The sequence below is a fragment of the Nostoc sp. DSM 114160 genome, from assembly GCF_053470305.1.
Window position 1 is genome coordinate 1,431,551 of record NZ_JBPFGO010000001.1, and the last position, 19,118, is coordinate 1,450,668.

Here is a 19,118-nt window from a genome sequence, read left to right on the forward strand (position 1 = left end):
TTGGTAAAATGACAAAGGACAAAGGACAAGTGACAAATGACAAATGACAAATAACAAATAACAAATGACAAACATTAACTAACTTTGAAAGCCTCGACAGTCTCTTGCAACTGCTGGGAAATATCCACAGTTTGTTGCAGAGATTCAGAAACTTGGCGAGAAGAATCGCTGCTACGTTGTGATATAGCAGCGATATCTTTCATCAATTGGCTAACACTTTGAGATGTTTCAACCTGAGATGCAGTCGCGGTAGAAATCGACTGTACTAAGGAGTCAATTTGAGAAGATACATCCAAAATTTCACTCAGACTTTGTTTAGCTTCCTCCACAATTCGAGTACCTTCTACGACTTGGGTAGTGCCTATTTCCATTGCTTGCACCACTTCACTGGTTTCTCGTTGGATATTTTCAACAATTTGTTCAATTTCTTGGGTTGCGGCGGCACTCCTAACTGCTAGTTCGCCGACTTCTTCAGCCACTACGGCAAAACCTTGACCTTCTTCACCTGCACGTGCTGCTTCGATGCCGGCGTTAATGGCAAGCAAGTTGGTTTGAATCGCAATTTGGTTAATCAAAGAAACCACGCGAGAAATTTGTTGCGAAGACTCTCCCAAACGTTTCACTTTCTTAGCAGTTTCACCCACAGTTTCCCGCAAAGAGAGGATATTTTGTACTGTCAAATCCATCGCGTGTCCGCTATTGGTGGCGGTGTGAGCAGCATGGTTAGCAATGAAGGCAGCTTTTTCGGCACTTTCGGCTACGGCTTTCATGGATTGGGTCATTTGGTCAACAGCATCAAGGGTGCGGTTGATTTCGGCAGCTTGGGTTAGTGCTTCTTCTGCTAAGTGGCGGATGGCTCCTTCGTTAGAGCCAATGGCACTATTTACATGGATGGCAGCTTGTTTAACTTGGGTAACAATATCCCGGAGGCTTTCTACAATGGAGTTGAAGAAGTCGGCAACAGTACCAATTTCCCCAGCAGTTACGTCTGCACGCACTGTCAAATCGCCTCTGGCTGCACCTTCTACGTCGTTGAGTAGTTGTAAAAGTTGTTGTTGCAGTGTTTCGTCTGACCCACTTATAGTTACATTTCTGACTTTTTCGATCTCTTCTAATAACTTGGCTTGTTCTAAGGCATAGCCGACTTGAGTTGCTATCTGTTGAAACAAGTCAATTTCCGGCTGTTGCCAAACACGAGGAGTTTCGCAATGATGAGCAATTAATAAGCCTAAAAGTTTTTCTTGGGCAAGAATCGGTACAATTAAATGACTTTTGACAGCAAATTTTTCCAACAGTTGCATGTAACTGTCGGCATTTTTCAGGCTTTGGTCTTGATGAATATCGGCAACTGCTTGCACTTGTTCATTGCGATCGCTTTCTAGATAATGTTCCTTAAAATAAGGGTCGTCAATTTGCACTCCCAGCATTTTGGGCCAATTATCAGTTCCCGATTCCGCAACGACAACGCCAGTCAAAGTACCTGGATTCAAACTATAAATGATTACCCGGTCTGTTTTGAGGATTTGCTGAACTTCTTTGACTGCTGCGTGATAAATATCTTCAGTTTTAAGAACTTTCCGAATCCGTAAGGTAATATCTGCTAGTAATTTTGTCCCTTCAACGTCTAGTTCCTGCTGCTGTTCTTTAACTAAGACCCTGCAATTGTTCAGCCATCAGGTTGATATTTGCACTCAATACCCCTAATTCGTCTTCTCTTTCAATTTCCAGACGGGTATTAAATTTACCTTGACCTAGTTTTGCTAATGCCGCAGTTGCATTGAGAATTGGTAGTGTAGTCAGTTTAGCTAACCGAGATGCGATCGCACCTACAATCAATGCTGTCACTGCTGTACCGATGGCTATAGTCCACAACAATTGTCTTTGCGGCTCAAATACAGTTGCGGTATCTGTAGCTAAAAGTACCTGCCAGTTTAAATCAGGTAAGCCATCTAAAGTACTAGCTGGTACATAGCTGACTAGTTCTTGTTTTTTCTGAGTTTTCGGAACTTCTATAAAACTATTTACCTTTTTAGCTGCTAGCAGTTTAGGTAAATTAGAATACTCTGCCTTGGCCTGTTTCCCCAATAATTCCTTTTGGGGACTCAAGAAAACTGTTCCCGAAGCATCAAGCAAATAGTATTGTTGTCCGTTGGCTGCGTAGTTTTTGGTAACTTCCTCTAAAGATTTTACGGGCATACGTGCTTGTACCACGCCAATGGTTTGACCCGTCCTTGTCTCTTTCACAGGTGCAGCTAGATAAATACTCACGACACCTGTATTTTTTGCTGCTTCCGGTTGGCTGATGACAGGAGTATCTTTTTGTAAAGCGTCTTGAAAATAGGTGCGGTCTTTTTGATTTTCTAGGGGTTCGCCTGTAGACTGGACAATCAAGTTACCTTGGCGATCGAAAACAGCAATACTGTCATAAGCTTTGTAGGCTTCGACAACCCGATCTAAAACTGCTTGCTTTTCTTGAGTACTAATACTAGCTTGAGAATTTGTCAAAAATAGTAAGTTTGATATTACCTGAATATCACCGTAGCGTCCCAGCATAAAGCGGTTAACTTTATCACTTAACCCAGTGGCTTCGGCTTGTTGAGATTGGGTAATTTGCTTAGTAATGGATTTGTTAGCAAAACCAAAAGCGATCGCACCGATGCCCAAAACTGGTATTGTACCAATTGCGATCGCCAAAATAGTCGCTTTCTTAACCAATCCCAGCCTGGTAAAATAGGCAATCCCCTGATTCCAAGAAGAATTATTAGCACTTTCAGTAGTCAGCTTAGTTGGTAGCTTTACTACAGTTCCAATGGCTTTTTGAGATGAAATCAGCGATGCTCGATTTTGAGCGCTGTTACCTTGATTCGTGTTAGTTTTATTAAACATAAAAGTAGTTCTCCTAAGTATGTGAATAAGAACACTAAAAATCTTTTTTAGAAAGAATTCAGAACTCAGGAGTCAGAAGTCAGAATTTATTATAGTTTGGTATGAATAGTAAAATTATTTCCTCCTGATTCAACTATTCTGACCGGAGCTAACGGAAACGTCTCCGGCTCCGCTCCTGAATTCTGACTCTTGAATTCTTTTTTAGTAGTAAAATCTAATCACTGCGGAGAATAGAAGATTGCACAATCGCCTGTGCATCTAATACCAGTAATATTTCTTCCTGTTGCACAACGCACCCACATAAATAAGGAACTAAACTGGATGTCACTTGTCCGATAGGAGAATGAATATCATCAACTATGAACTTGGTTGTACCTTTTATTTCTTGTACAACTAATCCCAACACTAATGATTCCACTTGGATAACGATCGCATTGTATTGTCGCAGTCGATAATCTAGGGATTCTAAATTGAGCATTCTTGGTAAATCAACTACCCAAATTATCCGACTCCGCCAATTCATTAATCCTAATATGCAGGATGGCATATTCGGTATTGACGTAATAGATTCAACAGGGACAAGAATTGCTTCTTGTGTATGCTTCATTGATAAAACAGCAGTAGTTTGTTGATTTAGCTGAAACTTCAGATAACTATCTGCTAAATTATTTGGGATTGGTTTTGAAGAAAGAGTAATGTTTGTACTGGTCATTGATTCAAATTACCATTGATTTAATAGTACGTAGGAGATGTTCGCGGGTGTAAGGTTTAGTAATATAGGCATCTGCACCTTGTCTCATCGCCCACAAACGATCGATTTCTTGATTTTTGGAACTACAAACCACAATCGGCACTTTTGCAGTAATTGGATTTCTTCTCAGAGAACGACACAATTCAAATCCACTCATTTCTGGCATTACTACATCAGTAACGATCGCATCTGGTTTTTCTAACACAGCTTTTTCTAAACCCTCTTTTGCACCACTTGCTTTAATTACGTTGTAACCACTCTCTTTGAGATAATGGCTCATTAATTCCAATTCGCTGGGAGAATCTTCTACAATCAAAATTGTGCCAAGCAAAGTCAGGCTCACTATCAAATCTCCTAAAACAATAAATTAAACATATTTTGTTATTTTTATTTGCCTTATTTCAATCAACCAAGATGCTTAAAAACCATTTTTAGCAATTCTGATTGTGTAAAAGGCTTGGTTAAATATCCTGAGGATCTGACCATTTTAGCTTTTGCCCTGTCGATAAATCCTGTTCTACCAGTCACCATAACGATCGGTGTATTTTTAAAAGCTGAATGTTTACGTAATAAAGAACATAGCTCATAACCATCCAAACTTGGCATTTCAACATCTAGCAAAATTAGATCGGGCTTACTCCGTAGAATTTGCATTAAAGCTTTTACCGGATCGTTGATTGTTACAACTGTAAATGTGTTTTCATCTAAAAAGTGTTTAATAGAATTCAAAACAGTTTGGCTATCATCAATGCAGGCAATTGTATATAGTTTTTTGCCAACATTGGACTGAGGATTTTTATTAGTTTCCGGAAGCTCAAAATTGATTGGAATTGGCAAGTTTTGCCCAATCTTTATTTGCAACTGTGGCTGAACTTGAGACGATTGTGTTGTAGAAAAAACTTGAGAACTCCCACCAGCCGGAATTGATGACTGAATATTTTGCCGATTTCGTAACTGTTTTTGACAGTGTTCAACAAGCAACCTTAAATCCAGGTGACAGAACTTTGGTAGTTCATCCAAAGAGCTTTCTGGACTAAATTCATAGCTACCTTCTTTTAAACACAGAAATGATTCCATTACTTCTTTTGCTAATTCGTCTATCAGGTTTCCTGCTTGCACAGAGGTAATATAGTCCTGATTTACTAACCAACAAATAGCTTGGTAATCTGCATTTGGTATTGATTGATATTCATCCTTTGTCTCAAACATCAGCCGCATCTGTACGCGAGTGGCGCTGTTGAGAGCAGGAATTTGCTGACTCAAGCGCCGTAAGTGACTGTCAAGGCGCTCAAATAGTTTATCTGAATAGGAGGCATAAGTAAGTTTACCGTCCTCTAGATAGATTGACCAAGAAACTATCCCGGTAAATACGCTTAAGCAACCCGTAGCACGCCGACTTGTTAATTGTGCCAACAGAGATAGCGGATGTAGTTTCTGGAACAACCTGTAGCTACCTATAGGAGTTGTGCTCATTTTGCTTTTACTTCAGCTAAAATTCGATACGTGTAAGCTAAATTCGTGTAAAGTTATTCCACAATCAAAATCAAGTAAAAAGCATTAAACTTTTGGATTTTAAAGTACATCAGTTTACATCTAGGTTTGTGGTGAAACTCAACGATAGTAGCGTTATTTTCAGATGAGCAAATCTTAGTAAATTCGTAAATTGTGATTAATCTACTTAGTGTTACTGAGATTTATCAACATCTTTCGAGAAATAAGACATAAAAATGTCAAGACTAGATGAAGCCACTTTCCATTGAGTAACCCCAATCTGACCACAGGAATAATACTGATTTTATTAATGGCGCTCTCTTTGAGCTTCTGTATTTACACTTAGTTAAAATTTATTTTTTAAACAAGTAAGGACTGAATGAAGCCACTTTGCATCGAGTAACTTCAAATTGACCACAGTAACAACACTTATTTATTGAAAGCAATAAATGTATTTTTTGTTATTTGTATTTAAGAAATTAGATGAAACAGAATGCAAAACTTATTTTTTGCAGAGTGTTTTATCGCCGAGAATAGGTATTGAAAGTTCTCAGAATGGTACGTTATGTCCCTAACACATCCTACCTACGAAAATTGTAGGTTATTAAATCCATTAGGACTTATGCACTTTGACACATTTACTATCATTTGGAGAATAGACTTATTAAGTTAAAAGTCTTTCCCTGTCTTGTTCACAGGCGCATTTTACCACAAACAAATTTTCAAATACCCTCTTGTATTTGAAGCTATGCTGGCGAAACATATTTTTTTATTTAAGCGATATTTAAATAGGCTGGTAACTATTCTTGAACTTTTAACTCAAGTGTAAGTACCAGCCTAGATAAGGCAATTTAATTTATCAAAAGTGCGGATGAAAGGACTTGAACCTTCACTCCTTTCGGAACTAGAACCTAAATCTAGCGCGTCTGCCAATTCCGCCACATCCGCATCAGTTTACTATCATACCATAAGAAATTATTTTTGGGAATAAGGAATGGGGAAGAAGCAGAGGAGGCAGGGGTAGATTAAGAAGAAATTCTTATCGGGGCAATGGAAAGAATAAAAAATTACATCTTTCCCCTCTGCTCTCTGCTTTCTACCCCTCTGCCTCTTCTCCATGCCCCATGCCCAATTACATAACTGCAACGCGAGGCAGACGATGCTTGAATCCACAGAGAATTTCCCAAGAAATAGTGTTTAATTGTTTTGCCCAGTCGTCCGCTGAAATTTGTTCTTTTCCCTGTTCTCCTAATAAGGTGACTACTTCTCCTTCTTGGATATTGGGTATGGCACTTACATCCAGCATTAACTGATCCATTGTAATTGTCCCAATTTGCGGCACGCGCTGACCGCGAATTAACACCTGCATTTTGTTGGAAAGACTGCGAGGAACGCCGTCAGCATAGCCAATTCCCACAACAGCGAGGCGAAGTTCGCGCGGGGCAATAAATTTATGACCATAGCTAACAGCTGTTCCTGCGGCAATTGTTTTAACTTGGGTGACTCTTGCTTTGAGTTGCAAAACAGGCTTGAGATCGATCGCATTTTGTAAATGCGGTGCTGGATAAAGTCCGTAAACGGCTAAACCTATACGCACCATGTCGTAGTGTAATGCTGGATTTGTAAGTGCGGCAGCTGAGTTTGCCAAGTGCAGGCAAGGTACTTCTATTCCCATTGCTTTGATTTGAGCGATCGCATCCTCAAATCGTTTATGCTGTTCTTCCATTGCCGTGGTATCGGGATCGTCTGCTGTCGCTAAATGAGAATAAATACTGGCAATAGATAGATGTGGTAATCGCTGCACTAATTGCACAAATTCGCCTGCTTGCCGCCAATCAGTCCCCAACCTAGACATTCCCGTATCTAATTTAATGTGTACGGGCACTGGAGAACCATGATTCATCGATTCTAAGGTATCAGAAAATACTAAAGCTTGTTTAGGGCTACAGAGTGTGGGCTGAAGTTTCCATTGGGCGATCGCATGAATCTGCTCGAGTGTATGAGTTGCCCCTAAAATCAAAATGGGCGCTTGAATCCCGCCTTCTCGCAATTGAATAGCTTCTGGAACTGTAGCTACTCCCAGGCAACTAGCTCCCGATTGGATGGCAATTTGAGCGACTGTTACCGCTCCATGTCCATAAGCATCAGCTTTTACTACTGCCATTAACTGGGTAGGCGGCGATAAAAGCTGCACCAGTTGGTTGACATTGGGACGACAACGCCTCTAAATCAATTTCTACCCAAGCTCGTTGCGAAAACCACGCGTAGGTATCGCACTGCTGATTAGGAACTATACCAGGGATTTGTTTGCGACTTAACATTTGTACTGACTCCTATCCCGCCACGGCTAAACTTGCAAATTATTTATCTATACACGCTTTTAAAAGCGAGATCAGATTAAATAGGAAGTTTAACCTTCAGATTGGAATTGATACAAGATGTTACGGTGCTAAAGTAAAAGTTATGAGTTATGAGTTATGAGTTATGAGTAATGAGTTAGAAGTAAATCTTACGGCTCAACTTTTCACTTTGTTCTTCTCTACGAGACGCTGCGCGATTGCGTCAGTCTAAGTAATAATTTTAATGAAGTAGTAAATTTGACTTTCCAACTCCTCACTCCTCACTCCTCACTCCTAACTCTTGACTCTTTACTCATAACTAATTTTCAAATTCTTCCGAAAGTATAATTTCTTCTCATCTCCCTAGCAGGGTGTATTTGTGTTAATATATTGTAAAACTCATACCCTCAGCGCAAATAATGGGGAAGGTTTTAGTCTTAAACGCCTCTTACGAACCTCTCAATATAACGAGTTGGCGTCGTGCTGTAGTTCTTTTAATCAAGGGCAAAGCAGAACGCGTGGAACACAACGGTAAATTTCTGTACACGGATTTCCCGTTGCCGACCGTGATCCGGTTGCGTCATTATGTACGCGTTCCTTATAAAGAAATCCCTCTAACTCGCCGAAATATATTGCACCGTGATGGTCATGCCTGTCAATACTGTGGTTACACAGGGGATGAATTGACACTAGACCATGTAATACCGCGATCGCGCGGCGGAGGCGATACTTGGGAGAATATTGTTACCGCTTGTGTCCGTTGCAATGTCAAAAAAGGCAGTCGGACTCCCCACGAAGCTCACATGCCTTTGCGTCATCCCCCGCGCCAACCTTATAGTAGTCTCTATTTCGAGGTCAGCAAACATCTTAAGAGTGGACTGCATACAGAGTGGCAAAAGTATGTTATAGGTCTTTGAGCAAAAAACACAGGAGCAAAGGAGAAAGGAGAAATATCCTCTTTCTTTGGGAGATAGCCAATAACTTTAGTTTTGGAGTTTTAAAAAATTGGTGGCTATAGGCTTGCAACAAAGGTAATTGCATCAACTATCAAGCTTTTAAGTTTGTTGTATGTATATAGAGTTTCCCCTTTCCTCTTTACTGCCCTATGTATTCTGCCCTTTTCCATTGGATTTTACTCGAAATTTTCAGAATTTTCAAAAGGGATACAAAACAGACGTTGTTCATCAAAAATAATTGTTAATTGCTCAATAGTCACAATAATGAGAATATTAAGCATAAGAATATTTCAAATCTCAAGGACTAATTCTAAAGTGTAAGATAGAAAGTATACCCTAAGTTAGATAAAAATCTCCCTGATTGAATTTACGAAAGAGAACAAAACTCCTCAAACATATTTGTGCTGCCAGATACAGCCCAATATCGTCAACTTCCTTGCTGTATCCCCTTTAGTGGAAGTTAGTTGATTGTTGAGCACTGTTACTGACAAGAAATATACTTAGATGTATAGTGCAATGTCTTGAGATTTTTGCGAAGATCGTAATTAATGTGGCTAAATTCAGGGAATTGCTGCTCGTAGTATTTCTGAATTAAAGGAGCCTCACACTTTAAAAAAAGTTCCCTATGTACTTTAATTCTCCCGTTACTCAGTTTGAGAGTTTGTCGTTGACCACAGAGCCAAACCCAGAGGAACCTGAAATCGAGAAAGCGCCAGTGGAAGTTGCATTTAAAAGTCCGTCATTACCGCCATCGGTAGGTGATGGAGCTATATATCTCAGTAACCGTGGTAACTCTCTAGCACAACAAAAGTCAGAAGAACTGCAAAGAACCCTTTTGGCACACCGACACGATCGCCAACTGGTAATTCTGCAAGATTTTCCTGACCCTGATGCCCTTTCCTGTGCCTGGGCTTATCAGTTAATTGCCCAGCAATATGATATCAAATGTGAAATAATTTATGCTGGCGCATTGAGCCATCAAGAAAATATTGCCTTGGTAAGGCTGACTAATTTACCAATCCAACGCTGGACAACCCAAACCTTGAAAACAAAAGATTTGTCATCTTATCAAGGTTTTGTATTAATTGACAACCAGGGAACAACTTCACAACTACTGTCAACAGTGCAGCAAGCTGGAATCCCTCTAGTGGTACTCGTCGATCATCACAGCATCCAAGGCGATCTGCAATCAGAGTTTGAGGATATCCGTCCTTATGTAAGAGCAACGGCAACAATTTTTACTCAATACCTCCAAACAGGATTATTGGCATTAGATAGCAGCATAAATCAACACGTCAAATGTGCTACTGCCTTGATGCATGGCTTGCGATCGGATACAGATCGGCTCATGCAAGCGCAAGAAGAAGATTTTATGGCAGCGGCGTATTTAAGCCGATTTTATGACGCCCAACTGTTGAATGCTATTTTACAGGCGAACCGTTCCAAGCGGGTAATGGATGTGATCGAGCGATCGCTGAAAAACCGTATCGTCCAAAATAACTTTTCCATTGCTGGTGTTGGCTACTTACGCTACGAAGACCGCGATGCCATCCCCCAAGCGGCTGATTTTCTCGTTACCGAAGAAAACGTCCATACCGCCGTAGTTTACGGCATTGTTCACGATGAAGACGAAGAACTGGAAATAGTCATCGGCTCCCTGAGAACCAGTAAACTCACGCTTGACCCCGATGAATTCATTAAAGAAGCCTTTGGACAAGATAGTGCAGGGCGCTTTTTCGGCGGTGGAAGAACAAGCGCAGGTGGGTTTGAAATCCCAATGGGCTTCTTATCTGGCAGCAACGAAAATTCCGCTTATGCGAAAATGAAATGGGAAGTATTCGACGCTCAAATTAAGCAAAAACTCTTGAGGTTAGTTAATCCTAGAGATAATCCGATTCAGTCGGAGTAGAGACATATCAAGGAGACGCAAAGAACTCCTAAGTAATGCAGCAGTCAAAGTGTTTATTCAGATAGTATACCTTCCCGATTTTTGATAAAAGTCGGGAATTTGAGTTTTATCAAGAATGCTGAACTAAATCAAAGTTAACTTGCGCCTACCTATTTATTTGTGAAGAAGGAGCGCCATGAAGTCTATAAAACTCCAAATCTTACAAACTCTGTATGAGCAAGATTTTTACGCTTGGGTAGAGCAGACAGCAGAACTTTTGCGATCGCACCACTGGGGACACGCTGGATTTAGAACATTTAATTGAGGAAGTGGTGGACTTGGGTAAGAGTCAACAACGGGCGTTGCAAAGTGCGTTGCGGTTGGTGTTGTTGCATTTATTGAAGTGGAAGTATCAACCAGAACGTCGTAGTCACAGTTGGCAAGTTACCATTACCCGTGAGCGATTGAATATAGATGAATTGCTGCAAGAAAGTCCCAGCTTGCGGCGTTTTTTAAATGATGCCGAGTGGATAAATACTACTTATCAAAGAGCGCGGCGAGAGGCAATGGTGGAAACAAGTTTATCAGAAGATAACTTTGCGATCGCTTGTCCGTTTTCTGTCGATCAGATTTTAGACTTAGACTTTTATCCTAACCCTGACCAATGATCGTAAGGTTATTTACCCTATAAGAACTGCTACGTTATACTCTAAATTGAGTAAATATACGGCTTATCTTTAGTATACTAAATGGCTAACATCATGACAATCATGATTAGTCATTTTTATATTTGATGGAAACTATAATTTTTCTTTGCAACGGTGAAGCAAAATATAACAGTGGACAAGGAATCATTAAAAATAGTAAACTTCCTGGCTTGATAAAGTCAGAAATTTCGTCAGGAGAATACTACGAAACATCCTGGAGTTGCTCGAATTCTAGATTCATACAGGTTGGAGATAGAGCCTACTTTCAGAGAAGCGGAAATACTGGCAATGAACCTAGTGGCTTTATTGCTGCTGGTCATATTATTGCAGCACCAAAAGATTATCAACTAAAGGTTTTAGATAGCAAAAAATATTCAGACTTAAGTGAAGCGTACATATCCGATAATGCTGGATATTTTTTCGTTTACATTCAAATAGATTCAGTTGTTGATTTTGATTTCCCTCTGGAACAAAAGAATTTAAGAAGATTACCTCAATTTCAAGGTATAAATTTTAATTTTGGAGGTGGCGGTTGTAGATTCAATAGTAAAGCTGCTCCATTTTTAGATTCAGAATGGGAGAAGCATTCCCTAATACAACAAAGGCAAAGGCGAGGAGTTAGACTTGTTGACATCTTTTTTGATAAGGGAGAGGTATTTAAGCAAAATAAGGAGTATCAAGCTGCAATAGATGCTTACAAATTAGCCTTGGAAGTTGATCCTAAATATGTCAAAGCAATTAATAGAATAAGTTATTACGAATCAATTTTAAAGAAGATTAGCGAAACGCCGAAGCCTCCAGAACTACCGATAATACCAGAGCCTAAAATACCCTCATTAGAGCCGAAGCCATCGCCAGAGACTAACGAACTATTACTTGCTAGAGAAGAACTTGATAAACAAAAATTTTTCAATTTTAAAAGTGATGCCGACGCTCGTCAAAAAATTACTGTATCAATAGCTAGCAGACAGGGACAATCACAATTTCGTAAGTCTTTACTAGATGCTTATTCTAGTAAGTGCGCTATTACCAATTTTGATGCTGAGGCTGCGCTTGAAGCTGCCCATATAATTCCTTATATTGAAACAGAAAATAATCATCCGTCAAATGGTTTATTATTACGTGCTGACTTGCACACGTTATTTGACTTAAACCTTATTGCCATCGATCCAAAAACAATGAAAGTACATCTTTCCCCTCTTCTCAAAAAAACTGAATACAAAACAATCGATGGTAAAGAATTACGAATACTAAAAGATGAAATGTGCTGTACCAACCAACAATTTTTGAAACAGAGATTTGAGCAGTGTGAATGGTGCCAAAATATTTAGCCTAAATTAATTCAGCTATTTTGGTCGGAAGTCTTTGTATATTTAAGTTAGAGAATGACAACCTTGATTTACCTAGATATATGAGTACCCTAAAGCAAGTAGAACTCGCTATTAGTCAACTTTCACCAGAGGATCTCGCCGCTTTTCGTGCCTGGTTTGCGGAATTTGATGCAGCATCCTGGGATAAACAGATTGAAGAAGATGTCGCTGCTGGTCGGTTAGATGCATTGGCACAGAAAGCACTCAAGCATCTCCGAGAAGGGCGTTGTACCGATCTGTGAAACATCGAGCAACCCCTAATTTTTGGTATTACTATCGCCAGTTACCAATTGATATCCAAGAACTTGCCGATCGATGTTACGAGTTTCTTCAGCAAGATCCCAAATATCCATCATTACATTTCAAAAAAGTCGGTCAGTTTTGGTCAGTGCGTATTGGTATATATTATCGGGCGCTTGCTGTAAAATAAGATGAGAATTTTGTATGGTTTTGGATTGGATCGCATCCAGAGTATGACTGATTGCTAAGTGGTGAATAGCGTTCTAACATTGCCTAAGAGCAGCCTAACCGATCGCTCATAATACAAAATATGGAACTATACTTAATTCGTCATGGCATCGCCGAAGACAAGGGATTAGGCATCAAAGATGAGGAGCGCAGCCTAACCAAAGAAGGAAGGCAAAAAACTGAGAAAGTTGCCCAGAAACTTGTTAAATTAGGTTTAAACTTTGATTTAATTCTCACCAGTCCCTTGGTGCGGGCGCGCCAAACGGCTGAAATCCTGATAGCAGAAAAACTAAGCTCCCAGTTAGAAGAATCTAGCCACCTCGCTCACGATGGTCAAATTTCTAGTTGGCTAAAAGAGTGGTTAGAGCCAAGAAATTATTCCCAAAATACCCAACTGGCGCTGGTTGGACACGAACCTGATTTGACCAATTGGGCAGAAATTCTCCTGTGGGGAGAAGTCAAAGAAAGCTTAGTCTTGAAAAAAGCAGGTATGATTGGGATAAAACTACCAGAAACAGGTTCTCCTCTGGGTCGTAGTCAGATGTTTTGGTTGACACCACCCAAGTACCTGCTATAACAGTTTTTCAACATTTTCGATTGTTGTTAGAACGTCTACTGTTATGGCAGCAATAAATTTCTGGTAAGTTACCTTCAGCAATTTCAAAAAGCAAATGGTGTTGCCATGATGGTGTGCGAATACAAGCCTGGTCTAGAAGGCATTCCCGCCGCTCAATCAAGTATCAGCTATGTTGATGGGCAAAAGGGAATACTAGAATATCGTGGCATTAGGATTGAGGAATTAGCAGAAAAAAGTACATTCTTAGAAACTGCTTATCTCTTGATCTGGGGTAAACTGCCAAGCAAAGAAGAACTGGAAACATTTGAGCATGAAGTTCGTTACCATCGGCGGATAAAATACCGCATTCGGGACATGATGAAATGCTTTCCAGAAAGCGGCCACCCAATGGATGCCTTGCAAGCCTCTGCTGCGGCTTTAGGCTTATTTTATTCGCTCCGCGATTTACATAATCCTATCTACATTCGAGATTCGGTGGTGCGCCTGATAGCAACTATTCCGACGATGGTGGCGGCCTTCCAACTGATGCGAAAAGGCAACGATCCGGTACGTCCCCGTGATGACTTAGACTACTCGGCCAACTTTCTATACATGCTCGATGAGAAAGAACCCGATCCTCTGATGGCGCGGATTTTTGATATCTGCTTGATACTTCAAGTTGAGCATACAATGAATGCTTCTACCTTCAGTGCCAGGGTGACAGCTTCCACCTTGACCGATCCTTATGCTGTGGTTGCTAGTGCTGTGGGAACTTTGGGCGGGCCTCTGCATGGTGGAGCCAATGAAGAAGTAATTCAGATGTTAGAAAAAATTGGCTCTGTGGAAAATGTCCGTCCCTACATAGAGCATTGTCTGCAAACTAAATCTAAGATTATGGGCTTTGGACATCGTGTTTATAAGGTGAAAGACCCACGAGCCATAATTTTACAAGGATTAGCAGAGCAATTGTTTGAAAAATTTGGTCATGACAAGTTCTATGACATTGCTCAAGAAATGGAACGAGTTGTAGAGGAAAAACTCGGTAGCAAGGGGATTTATCCCAATATTGACTTTTACTCCGGTTTGGTGTATAGGAAGATGGGGATTCCTACAGACTTATTTACGCCAATATTTGCGATCGCTCGCGTTGCCGGTTGGCTAGCCCATTGGAAAGAACAACTAGCAGAAAACCGGATTTTCCGTCCTACCCAGGTTTACAACGGTCTGCACGAAGTTACTTATACTCCCATTGAGCAACGGTAACTGGGCATGGGGTATGGGGCGTTAGGAGTGCTGAGTAATGAGTTAGGAGTTAGGAGTTATTCTCCCTCTGCTTCCTGCTTCCCACTTCGGCTACGATCAGTGACCACCTGCTCCCCTGCTCCTCGGTCACTGAGCGTAGTCGTTCGCGCAGCGTCTCGTAGAGAAGTGCTGCTCCTCTGCTCCCCTGCCCCTATCCTTTCAAGGGCAGGCTTTTAGGCTTTCGATAAATAGTTGAGAATGTTCTCAATTATTGAACGTAGTTTTAAGTTCTCAGACAATGGTTTTGGTTTTAAAATTCCAAAAATTTGTCTAATCAAAAAAACCTGCCCCAGAAAGCTGCCCCTATCCCCGTCTCCTCACAATAGTCAATCTCAATGCCAACCATAAGTAGAATTCTCATCTCGCTTCAGGGTGGTCAAACCATCCAACGATATACTAGGCATGGGAATTGGCAACAAATCTTCAATCGGGCGTCATCACAGCAAAAATTAAAAATGGGTGAATTTACAGGTATTAATTTAACTAATAGTTGTAACTCACCATGACTCTATGTCTTAAAGAGCACCAAACATGAATTCAGGAATTGACCTCCAAGGAACTTTTATTGAATCCCTCCGGGATTTAGGTATACCAGCAGGAACAGCCAAAGCGATTTGGATGCCGCTGCCAATGATACTGATGCTGATTGGGGCAACAGTAGGAGTATTAGTTGCTACTTGGCTAGAACGGAAAATTTCTGCCTCAGCACAGCAGCGAATTGGGCCAGAATACCAAGGGCCTTTTGGGTTGCTGGTACCTGTAGCGGATGGTCTGAAGCTGGTATTTAAAGAAGATATAGTACCAGCAAAGTCTGACCCCTGGCTGTTTACCCTCGGCCCCATTCTTGTTGTAATTCCGGTGTTTCTGTCGTTCCTGATTGTGCCCTTTGGACAGAATATCGTAATTAGCAATGTGGGGATGGGTGTATTCTTGTGGATTGCCTTGTCAAGCATTCAACCCATTGGCTTGCTGATGGCTGGCTATGCATCTAATAACAAATACTCCCTCTTAGGGGGCTTGCGGGCAGCAGCGCAATCTATTAGTTATGAAATTCCTTTGGCCTTAGCGGTGTTAGCGATCGCTATGATGTCTAATAGCCTCGACACCGTTGATATTGTCAATCAACAATCTGGCTACGGCATTCTGGGCTGGAACATTTGGCGACAACCAATTGGTTTTCTGATCTTTTGGATAGCCGCCCTCGCTGAATGCGAACGATTACCCTTTGACTTACCCGAAGCGGAAGAAGAAATCGTCGCAGGCTATCAAACTGAATACTCAGGTATGAAATTTGGTCTGTTCTACCTGGGTTCATACGTTAACTTAATCCTTTCTTCCTTACTAGTAGCAATTCTCTACCTGGGCGGTTGGGACTTTCCCCTTCCCCTCAACCTGATCGCTGGTTGGCTGGGAGTCAGTGAATTAAATCCCGTGTTCCAGATAGTCACTGCGGCTTTGGGTATCACCATGACTGTGTTCAAAGCCTATTTACTAGTGTTTGTCGCCATCCTGTTGCGCTGGACAGTGCCACGGGTACGGATTGACCAACTGTTAGATTTAGGATGGAAGTTTTTGTTGCCAGTTGGTTTGGTTAATCTCCTATTAACCGCCGCCCTGAAACTAGCCTTTCCCTTCGCCTTCGGCGGGTGAACCAATTTTAGATTTTAGATTTTAGATTTTGGATTGAATCTAAAATCTAAAATTCAAAATCAAAAATCTAAAAGAGAGAGTGAAGCACAATGCTAAAGTTCCTAAAACAAGTTGGCGATTACGCCAAAGAAACAGTACAAGCTGCGCGTTACATTGGTCAAGGTCTTTCTGTCACCTTCGACCACATGCGGCGGCGTCCAATTACTGTACAGTACCCTTACGAAAAACTAATTCCTGGCGAACGGTTTCGCGGTAGGATTCATTTTGAATTTGATAAGTGCATCGCTTGCGAAGTTTGCGTTCGCGTTTGTCCAATTAACTTACCTGTAGTAGATTGGGAATTCGACAAAGCCAGCAAAAAGAAAAAACTCAACCACTACAGCATTGACTTTGGAGTTTGTATCTTTTGCGGTAATTGTGTGGAATTTTGCCCCACTAACTGTCTATCGATGACAGAAGAATATGAGCTTTCCACTTACGATCGCCATGAATTGAACTACGACAACGTAGCGCTAGGGTCGTCTGCCGTATAAAGTAACAGACGATCCAATGGTGACACCACTGCGCGAACTAGTTTACCTACCCAAAGGCGTCCTCGAACCACATGGGCTGCCCGCAGATGCGCCGCGTGCAGGTGCGCGTCCAGAAGACTTGGTAGAACAAACAGAAAAATAAATGTCATTTGTCCATTGTCATTTGTCCTTTGTCCTACCCTACGGGAAGCCGCCAAAGGGCGTCTATGTTATTTGACAAATGACCAATGACCAATGACCAATGACCAATGACCAACGATCAATGACAATTGACTAAGGACAAAAAACAGTGAATCTAGCAGAAGGAGTACAGTTAGTATCACTTGGCATACTAGGCGTGATGATGATTGGGGCAGCCATTGGTGTGGTGCTGTTCTCCAATATCGTTTATTCTGCCTTTTTGCTGGGGGGTGTGTTTATCAGCATAGCGGGAATCTACCTGTTGCTAAATGCTGATTTTGTTGCAGCTGCACAAATACTAATTTACGTTGGAGCGGTTAACGTGCTGATTTTGTTTGCCATTATGTTGGTGAACAAGCGGCAGAATTTTGTAGCATTTCCCAACTCTTGGGTGCGGAAAGCACTTACGGCTGTAGTTAGTGTAGGATTGTTTGGTCTTTTAAGTACGATGGTGCTGGCTACTCCCTGGGCTTACTCAGCTGCTCCTGTGGCGGGTAGCAAAAGTTCTATAGTTTTAATTGGAGAACATTTCTTCACTGACTTTTTACTGCCTTTTGAACTAGCTTCCATTTTGCTGCTGATAGCAATGGTAGGAGCAATTATTTTGGCACGCCGCGAGTATTTGCCAGACCTGTTGACGCCATCCAAACTGGGGCAAACTGTTTTGACTTTGCAAGAACGCCCCAGAGAACTAGTATCAACAACCAGCGAAACAAAAGAGTAATATTTGCAACCTGAGTCGCAGATAAACAGCCAGATTTTTTCAGGAGGGATACTCAGATTCATGCAACTCCAGTACTTTTTATTACTAGCAGCAGCTTTATTCTGCATTGGCATCTACGGTTTAATTACTAGCCGCAACGCTGTGCGGGTGCTGATGTCAATTGAATTACTGCTTAATGCTGTTAATCTGAATTTAATGGCATTTTCCAACTTCCTCGACTCAACATTAATTAAGGGTCAGGTTTTCACAGTATTTGTGATTACTGTGGCCGCAGCCGAGGCGGCGGTGGGTTTAGCGATCGTGCTGGCCATTTATCGCAACCGCGATACCGTCGATATGGAGCAGTTTAATCTCCTGAAGTGGTAATTGTGCGTGCAACTCAAGCAGATAATCATTGCTTATAAAGCGCGGGATGCCCGGAGTAAACAATGGGCAGAAATCTGTGCGAAACAACTAGAAAGTCGCGATTGCCAAGTGTTGATGGGGCCTAGCGGGCCGAAAGACAACCCTTATCCAGTCTTTTTGGCTTCGGCGGGTCAACCAATCGATCTCGCTTTGGTACTCGGTGGCGATGGTACTGTTTTAACTGGTGCCAGACATTTAGCCCCAGCTGGTATCCCAATTCTGGGAGTGAATGTAGGAGGCCATCTGGGGTTTTTAACTGAGTCAGTGGAAGAGTTTCAGGATACAGAGAAAGTTTGGGATCGGCTGTTTGAGGATCGTTATGCTATCCAACGACGGATGATGTTACAAGCTGCGGTATATGAGGGTCATGGATCTAATTTAGAACCAGTGAGCGAACGTTACCTGGCTTTGAATGAATTCTGTGTCAAACCAGCCTCCGCTGACCGAATGATCACCTCAATTCTGGAAATGGAAATCGACGGTGAGGTAGTCGATCAATACGTCGGCGATGGGTTGATTATTTCCACTCCTACAGGTTCCACAGGTTATACCGTTTCTGCGAATGGGCCAATTATGCATGATGGTATGGAAGCCCTTACCATCACTCCTATTTGTGCAATGAGCCTTTCTAGTCGTCCTCTCGTTTTACCCCCTGGTTCTGTGGTGAGCATTTGGCCTTTGGGGGATTACGATTTGAGTACTAAGCTGTGGACAGATGGGGTTTTAGGGACTTCAATTTGGCCCGGACACCGCGTTGATGTACGGATGGCAGAGTGTCGGGCTAAATTTATTATTTTGCGCGAGAACAATTCCTACTATCAGACGCTACGAGAAAAGTTGCTGTGGGCAGGTACAAGGGTTCACTACAGCAATAATCACCGTAATTAATTAAGTATTTGAGAGTGCATTTAC

The 19,118-nt window shown here is 41.5% G+C and carries 15 protein-coding genes, 1 tRNA gene and 4 pseudogenes; 14 read left to right on the forward strand and 6 right to left on the reverse strand.

Annotated features, from left to right (window positions below):
• Nucleotides 1-74: 74 nt before the first annotated feature.
• From NSTCB13_RS06845 to alr, 6 genes and pseudogenes are all read right to left on the reverse strand, one after another.
• Nucleotides 75-2,886 (reverse strand): annotated as a pseudogene (locus tag NSTCB13_RS06845) (methyl-accepting chemotaxis protein).
• A gap of 214 nt (nucleotides 2,887-3,100) precedes the next feature.
• Nucleotides 3,101-3,598 (reverse strand): chemotaxis protein CheW, encoded by a 498-nt coding sequence (locus tag NSTCB13_RS06850; protein ID WP_445628880.1) that lies wholly within the window; start codon nucleotides 3,596-3,598, stop codon nucleotides 3,101-3,103.
• Nucleotides 3,599-3,602: 4 nt separating this feature from the next.
• On the reverse strand, nucleotides 3,603-3,980 hold the full coding sequence (locus NSTCB13_RS06855) for a response regulator (RefSeq protein ID WP_322713717.1): 378 nt from the start codon (nucleotides 3,978-3,980) through the stop codon (nucleotides 3,603-3,605).
• 62 nt (nucleotides 3,981-4,042) lie between these two features.
• Nucleotides 4,043-5,110, reverse strand: coding sequence for a response regulator (locus NSTCB13_RS06860; RefSeq protein WP_445628881.1), 1,068 nt, complete (start codon nucleotides 5,108-5,110; stop codon nucleotides 4,043-4,045).
• 884 nt (nucleotides 5,111-5,994) lie between these two features.
• Nucleotides 5,995-6,076, reverse strand: a tRNA-Leu gene (locus NSTCB13_RS06865).
• A 184-nt stretch (nucleotides 6,077-6,260) separates the two neighbouring features.
• Nucleotides 6,261-7,449 (reverse strand): annotated as a pseudogene (gene alr, locus NSTCB13_RS06870) (alanine racemase).
• A gap of 437 nt (nucleotides 7,450-7,886) precedes the next feature.
• Here alr and NSTCB13_RS06875 point away from each other — a divergent pair.
• The 14 genes and pseudogenes from NSTCB13_RS06875 to NSTCB13_RS06940 all read left to right on the forward strand — a co-directional run bounded on the left by NSTCB13_RS06875 (nucleotide 7,887) and on the right by NSTCB13_RS06940 (nucleotide 19,094).
• Complete coding sequence (locus tag NSTCB13_RS06875) at nucleotides 7,887-8,384, forward strand: HNH endonuclease (RefSeq protein ID WP_094349059.1); 498 nt, start codon at nucleotides 7,887-7,889, stop codon at nucleotides 8,382-8,384.
• Between the two features lie 664 nt (nucleotides 8,385-9,048).
• On the forward strand, nucleotides 9,049-10,332 hold the full coding sequence (locus NSTCB13_RS06880) for a DHH family phosphoesterase (protein WP_445628883.1): 1,284 nt from the start codon (nucleotides 9,049-9,051) through the stop codon (nucleotides 10,330-10,332).
• Nucleotides 10,333-10,507: 175 nt separating this feature from the next.
• Nucleotides 10,508-10,636 (forward strand): DUF29 family protein, encoded by a 129-nt coding sequence (locus NSTCB13_RS06885; protein WP_448271761.1) that lies wholly within the window; start codon nucleotides 10,508-10,510, stop codon nucleotides 10,634-10,636.
• 13 nt (nucleotides 10,637-10,649) lie between these two features.
• Nucleotides 10,650-10,979, forward strand: coding sequence for a DUF29 domain-containing protein (locus NSTCB13_RS06890; RefSeq protein ID WP_448271762.1), 330 nt, complete (start codon nucleotides 10,650-10,652; stop codon nucleotides 10,977-10,979).
• Nucleotides 10,980-11,104: 125 nt separating this feature from the next.
• Nucleotides 11,105-12,349, forward strand: coding sequence for an HNH endonuclease (locus NSTCB13_RS06895; RefSeq protein ID WP_445628885.1), 1,245 nt, complete (start codon nucleotides 11,105-11,107; stop codon nucleotides 12,347-12,349).
• Between the two features lie 80 nt (nucleotides 12,350-12,429).
• The gene (locus NSTCB13_RS06900; RefSeq protein ID WP_445628886.1) at nucleotides 12,430-12,630 is read left to right on the forward strand and encodes a hypothetical protein; all 201 of its coding nucleotides are present in this window, start codon (nucleotides 12,430-12,432) and stop codon (nucleotides 12,628-12,630) included.
• Nucleotides 12,627-12,815, forward strand: a pseudogene (locus NSTCB13_RS06905) (hypothetical protein); the annotation flags it as partial. The gene NSTCB13_RS06900 and the pseudogene NSTCB13_RS06905, both read left to right, overlap by 4 nt.
• Nucleotides 12,816-12,938: 123 nt before the next feature.
• The gene (sixA, locus tag NSTCB13_RS06910; protein WP_445628887.1) at nucleotides 12,939-13,433 is read left to right on the forward strand and encodes a phosphohistidine phosphatase SixA; all 495 of its coding nucleotides are present in this window, start codon (nucleotides 12,939-12,941) and stop codon (nucleotides 13,431-13,433) included.
• Between the two features lie 105 nt (nucleotides 13,434-13,538).
• Nucleotides 13,539-14,675, forward strand: coding sequence for a citrate synthase (locus NSTCB13_RS06915; protein ID WP_445628888.1), 1,137 nt, complete (start codon nucleotides 13,539-13,541; stop codon nucleotides 14,673-14,675).
• Between the two features lie 570 nt (nucleotides 14,676-15,245).
• Nucleotides 15,246-16,364 carry an NADH-quinone oxidoreductase subunit NuoH gene (gene nuoH / locus NSTCB13_RS06920; protein WP_445628889.1) on the forward strand — a complete coding sequence of 373 codons (1,119 nt, stop codon included), beginning with the start codon at nucleotides 15,246-15,248 and terminating at the stop codon, nucleotides 16,362-16,364.
• An 89-nt stretch (nucleotides 16,365-16,453) separates the two neighbouring features.
• Nucleotides 16,454-17,039, forward strand: a pseudogene (ndhI, locus tag NSTCB13_RS06925) (NAD(P)H-quinone oxidoreductase subunit I).
• Nucleotides 17,040-17,186: 147 nt separating this feature from the next.
• Nucleotides 17,187-17,801: an NADH-quinone oxidoreductase subunit J gene (locus NSTCB13_RS06930; RefSeq protein WP_448271763.1), complete on the forward strand. Its 615-nt coding sequence runs from the start codon at nucleotides 17,187-17,189 to the stop codon at nucleotides 17,799-17,801.
• 60 nt (nucleotides 17,802-17,861) lie between these two features.
• Nucleotides 17,862-18,167 (forward strand): NADH-quinone oxidoreductase subunit NuoK, encoded by a 306-nt coding sequence (gene nuoK / locus NSTCB13_RS06935; protein ID WP_006199065.1) that lies wholly within the window; start codon nucleotides 17,862-17,864, stop codon nucleotides 18,165-18,167.
• Between the two features lie 6 nt (nucleotides 18,168-18,173).
• Entirely contained in the window at nucleotides 18,174-19,094 is a 921-nt protein-coding gene (locus NSTCB13_RS06940) for an NAD(+) kinase (protein WP_322713728.1), read from the forward strand.
• Nucleotides 19,095-19,118 lie beyond the last annotated feature (24 nt).

What these genes read in the sequence shown, in the direction of transcription:
- NSTCB13_RS06850 (WP_445628880.1), bottom strand. Translation starts at nt 3,598, where the DNA reads ATGACCAGTACAAACATTACTCTTTCTTCAAAACCAATCCCAAATAAT.
- NSTCB13_RS06860 (WP_445628881.1), bottom strand. Translation starts at nt 5,110, where the DNA reads ATGAGCACAACTCCTATAGGTAGCTACAGGTTGTTCCAGAAACTACAT.
- NSTCB13_RS06875 (WP_094349059.1), top strand. Translation starts at nt 7,887, where the DNA reads ATGGGGAAGGTTTTAGTCTTAAACGCCTCTTACGAACCTCTCAATATA.
- NSTCB13_RS06880 (WP_445628883.1), top strand. Translation starts at nt 9,049, where the DNA reads ATGTACTTTAATTCTCCCGTTACTCAGTTTGAGAGTTTGTCGTTGACC.
- NSTCB13_RS06885 (WP_448271761.1), top strand. Translation starts at nt 10,508, where the DNA reads ATGAAGTCTATAAAACTCCAAATCTTACAAACTCTGTATGAGCAAGAT.
- NSTCB13_RS06895 (WP_445628885.1), top strand. Translation starts at nt 11,105, where the DNA reads ATGGAAACTATAATTTTTCTTTGCAACGGTGAAGCAAAATATAACAGT.
- NSTCB13_RS06900 (WP_445628886.1), top strand. Translation starts at nt 12,430, where the DNA reads ATGAGTACCCTAAAGCAAGTAGAACTCGCTATTAGTCAACTTTCACCA.
- sixA (WP_445628887.1), top strand. Translation starts at nt 12,939, where the DNA reads ATGGAACTATACTTAATTCGTCATGGCATCGCCGAAGACAAGGGATTA.
- NSTCB13_RS06915 (WP_445628888.1), top strand. Translation starts at nt 13,539, where the DNA reads ATGATGGTGTGCGAATACAAGCCTGGTCTAGAAGGCATTCCCGCCGCT.
- nuoH (WP_445628889.1), top strand. Translation starts at nt 15,246, where the DNA reads ATGAATTCAGGAATTGACCTCCAAGGAACTTTTATTGAATCCCTCCGG.
- nuoK (WP_006199065.1), top strand. Translation starts at nt 17,862, where the DNA reads ATGCAACTCCAGTACTTTTTATTACTAGCAGCAGCTTTATTCTGCATT.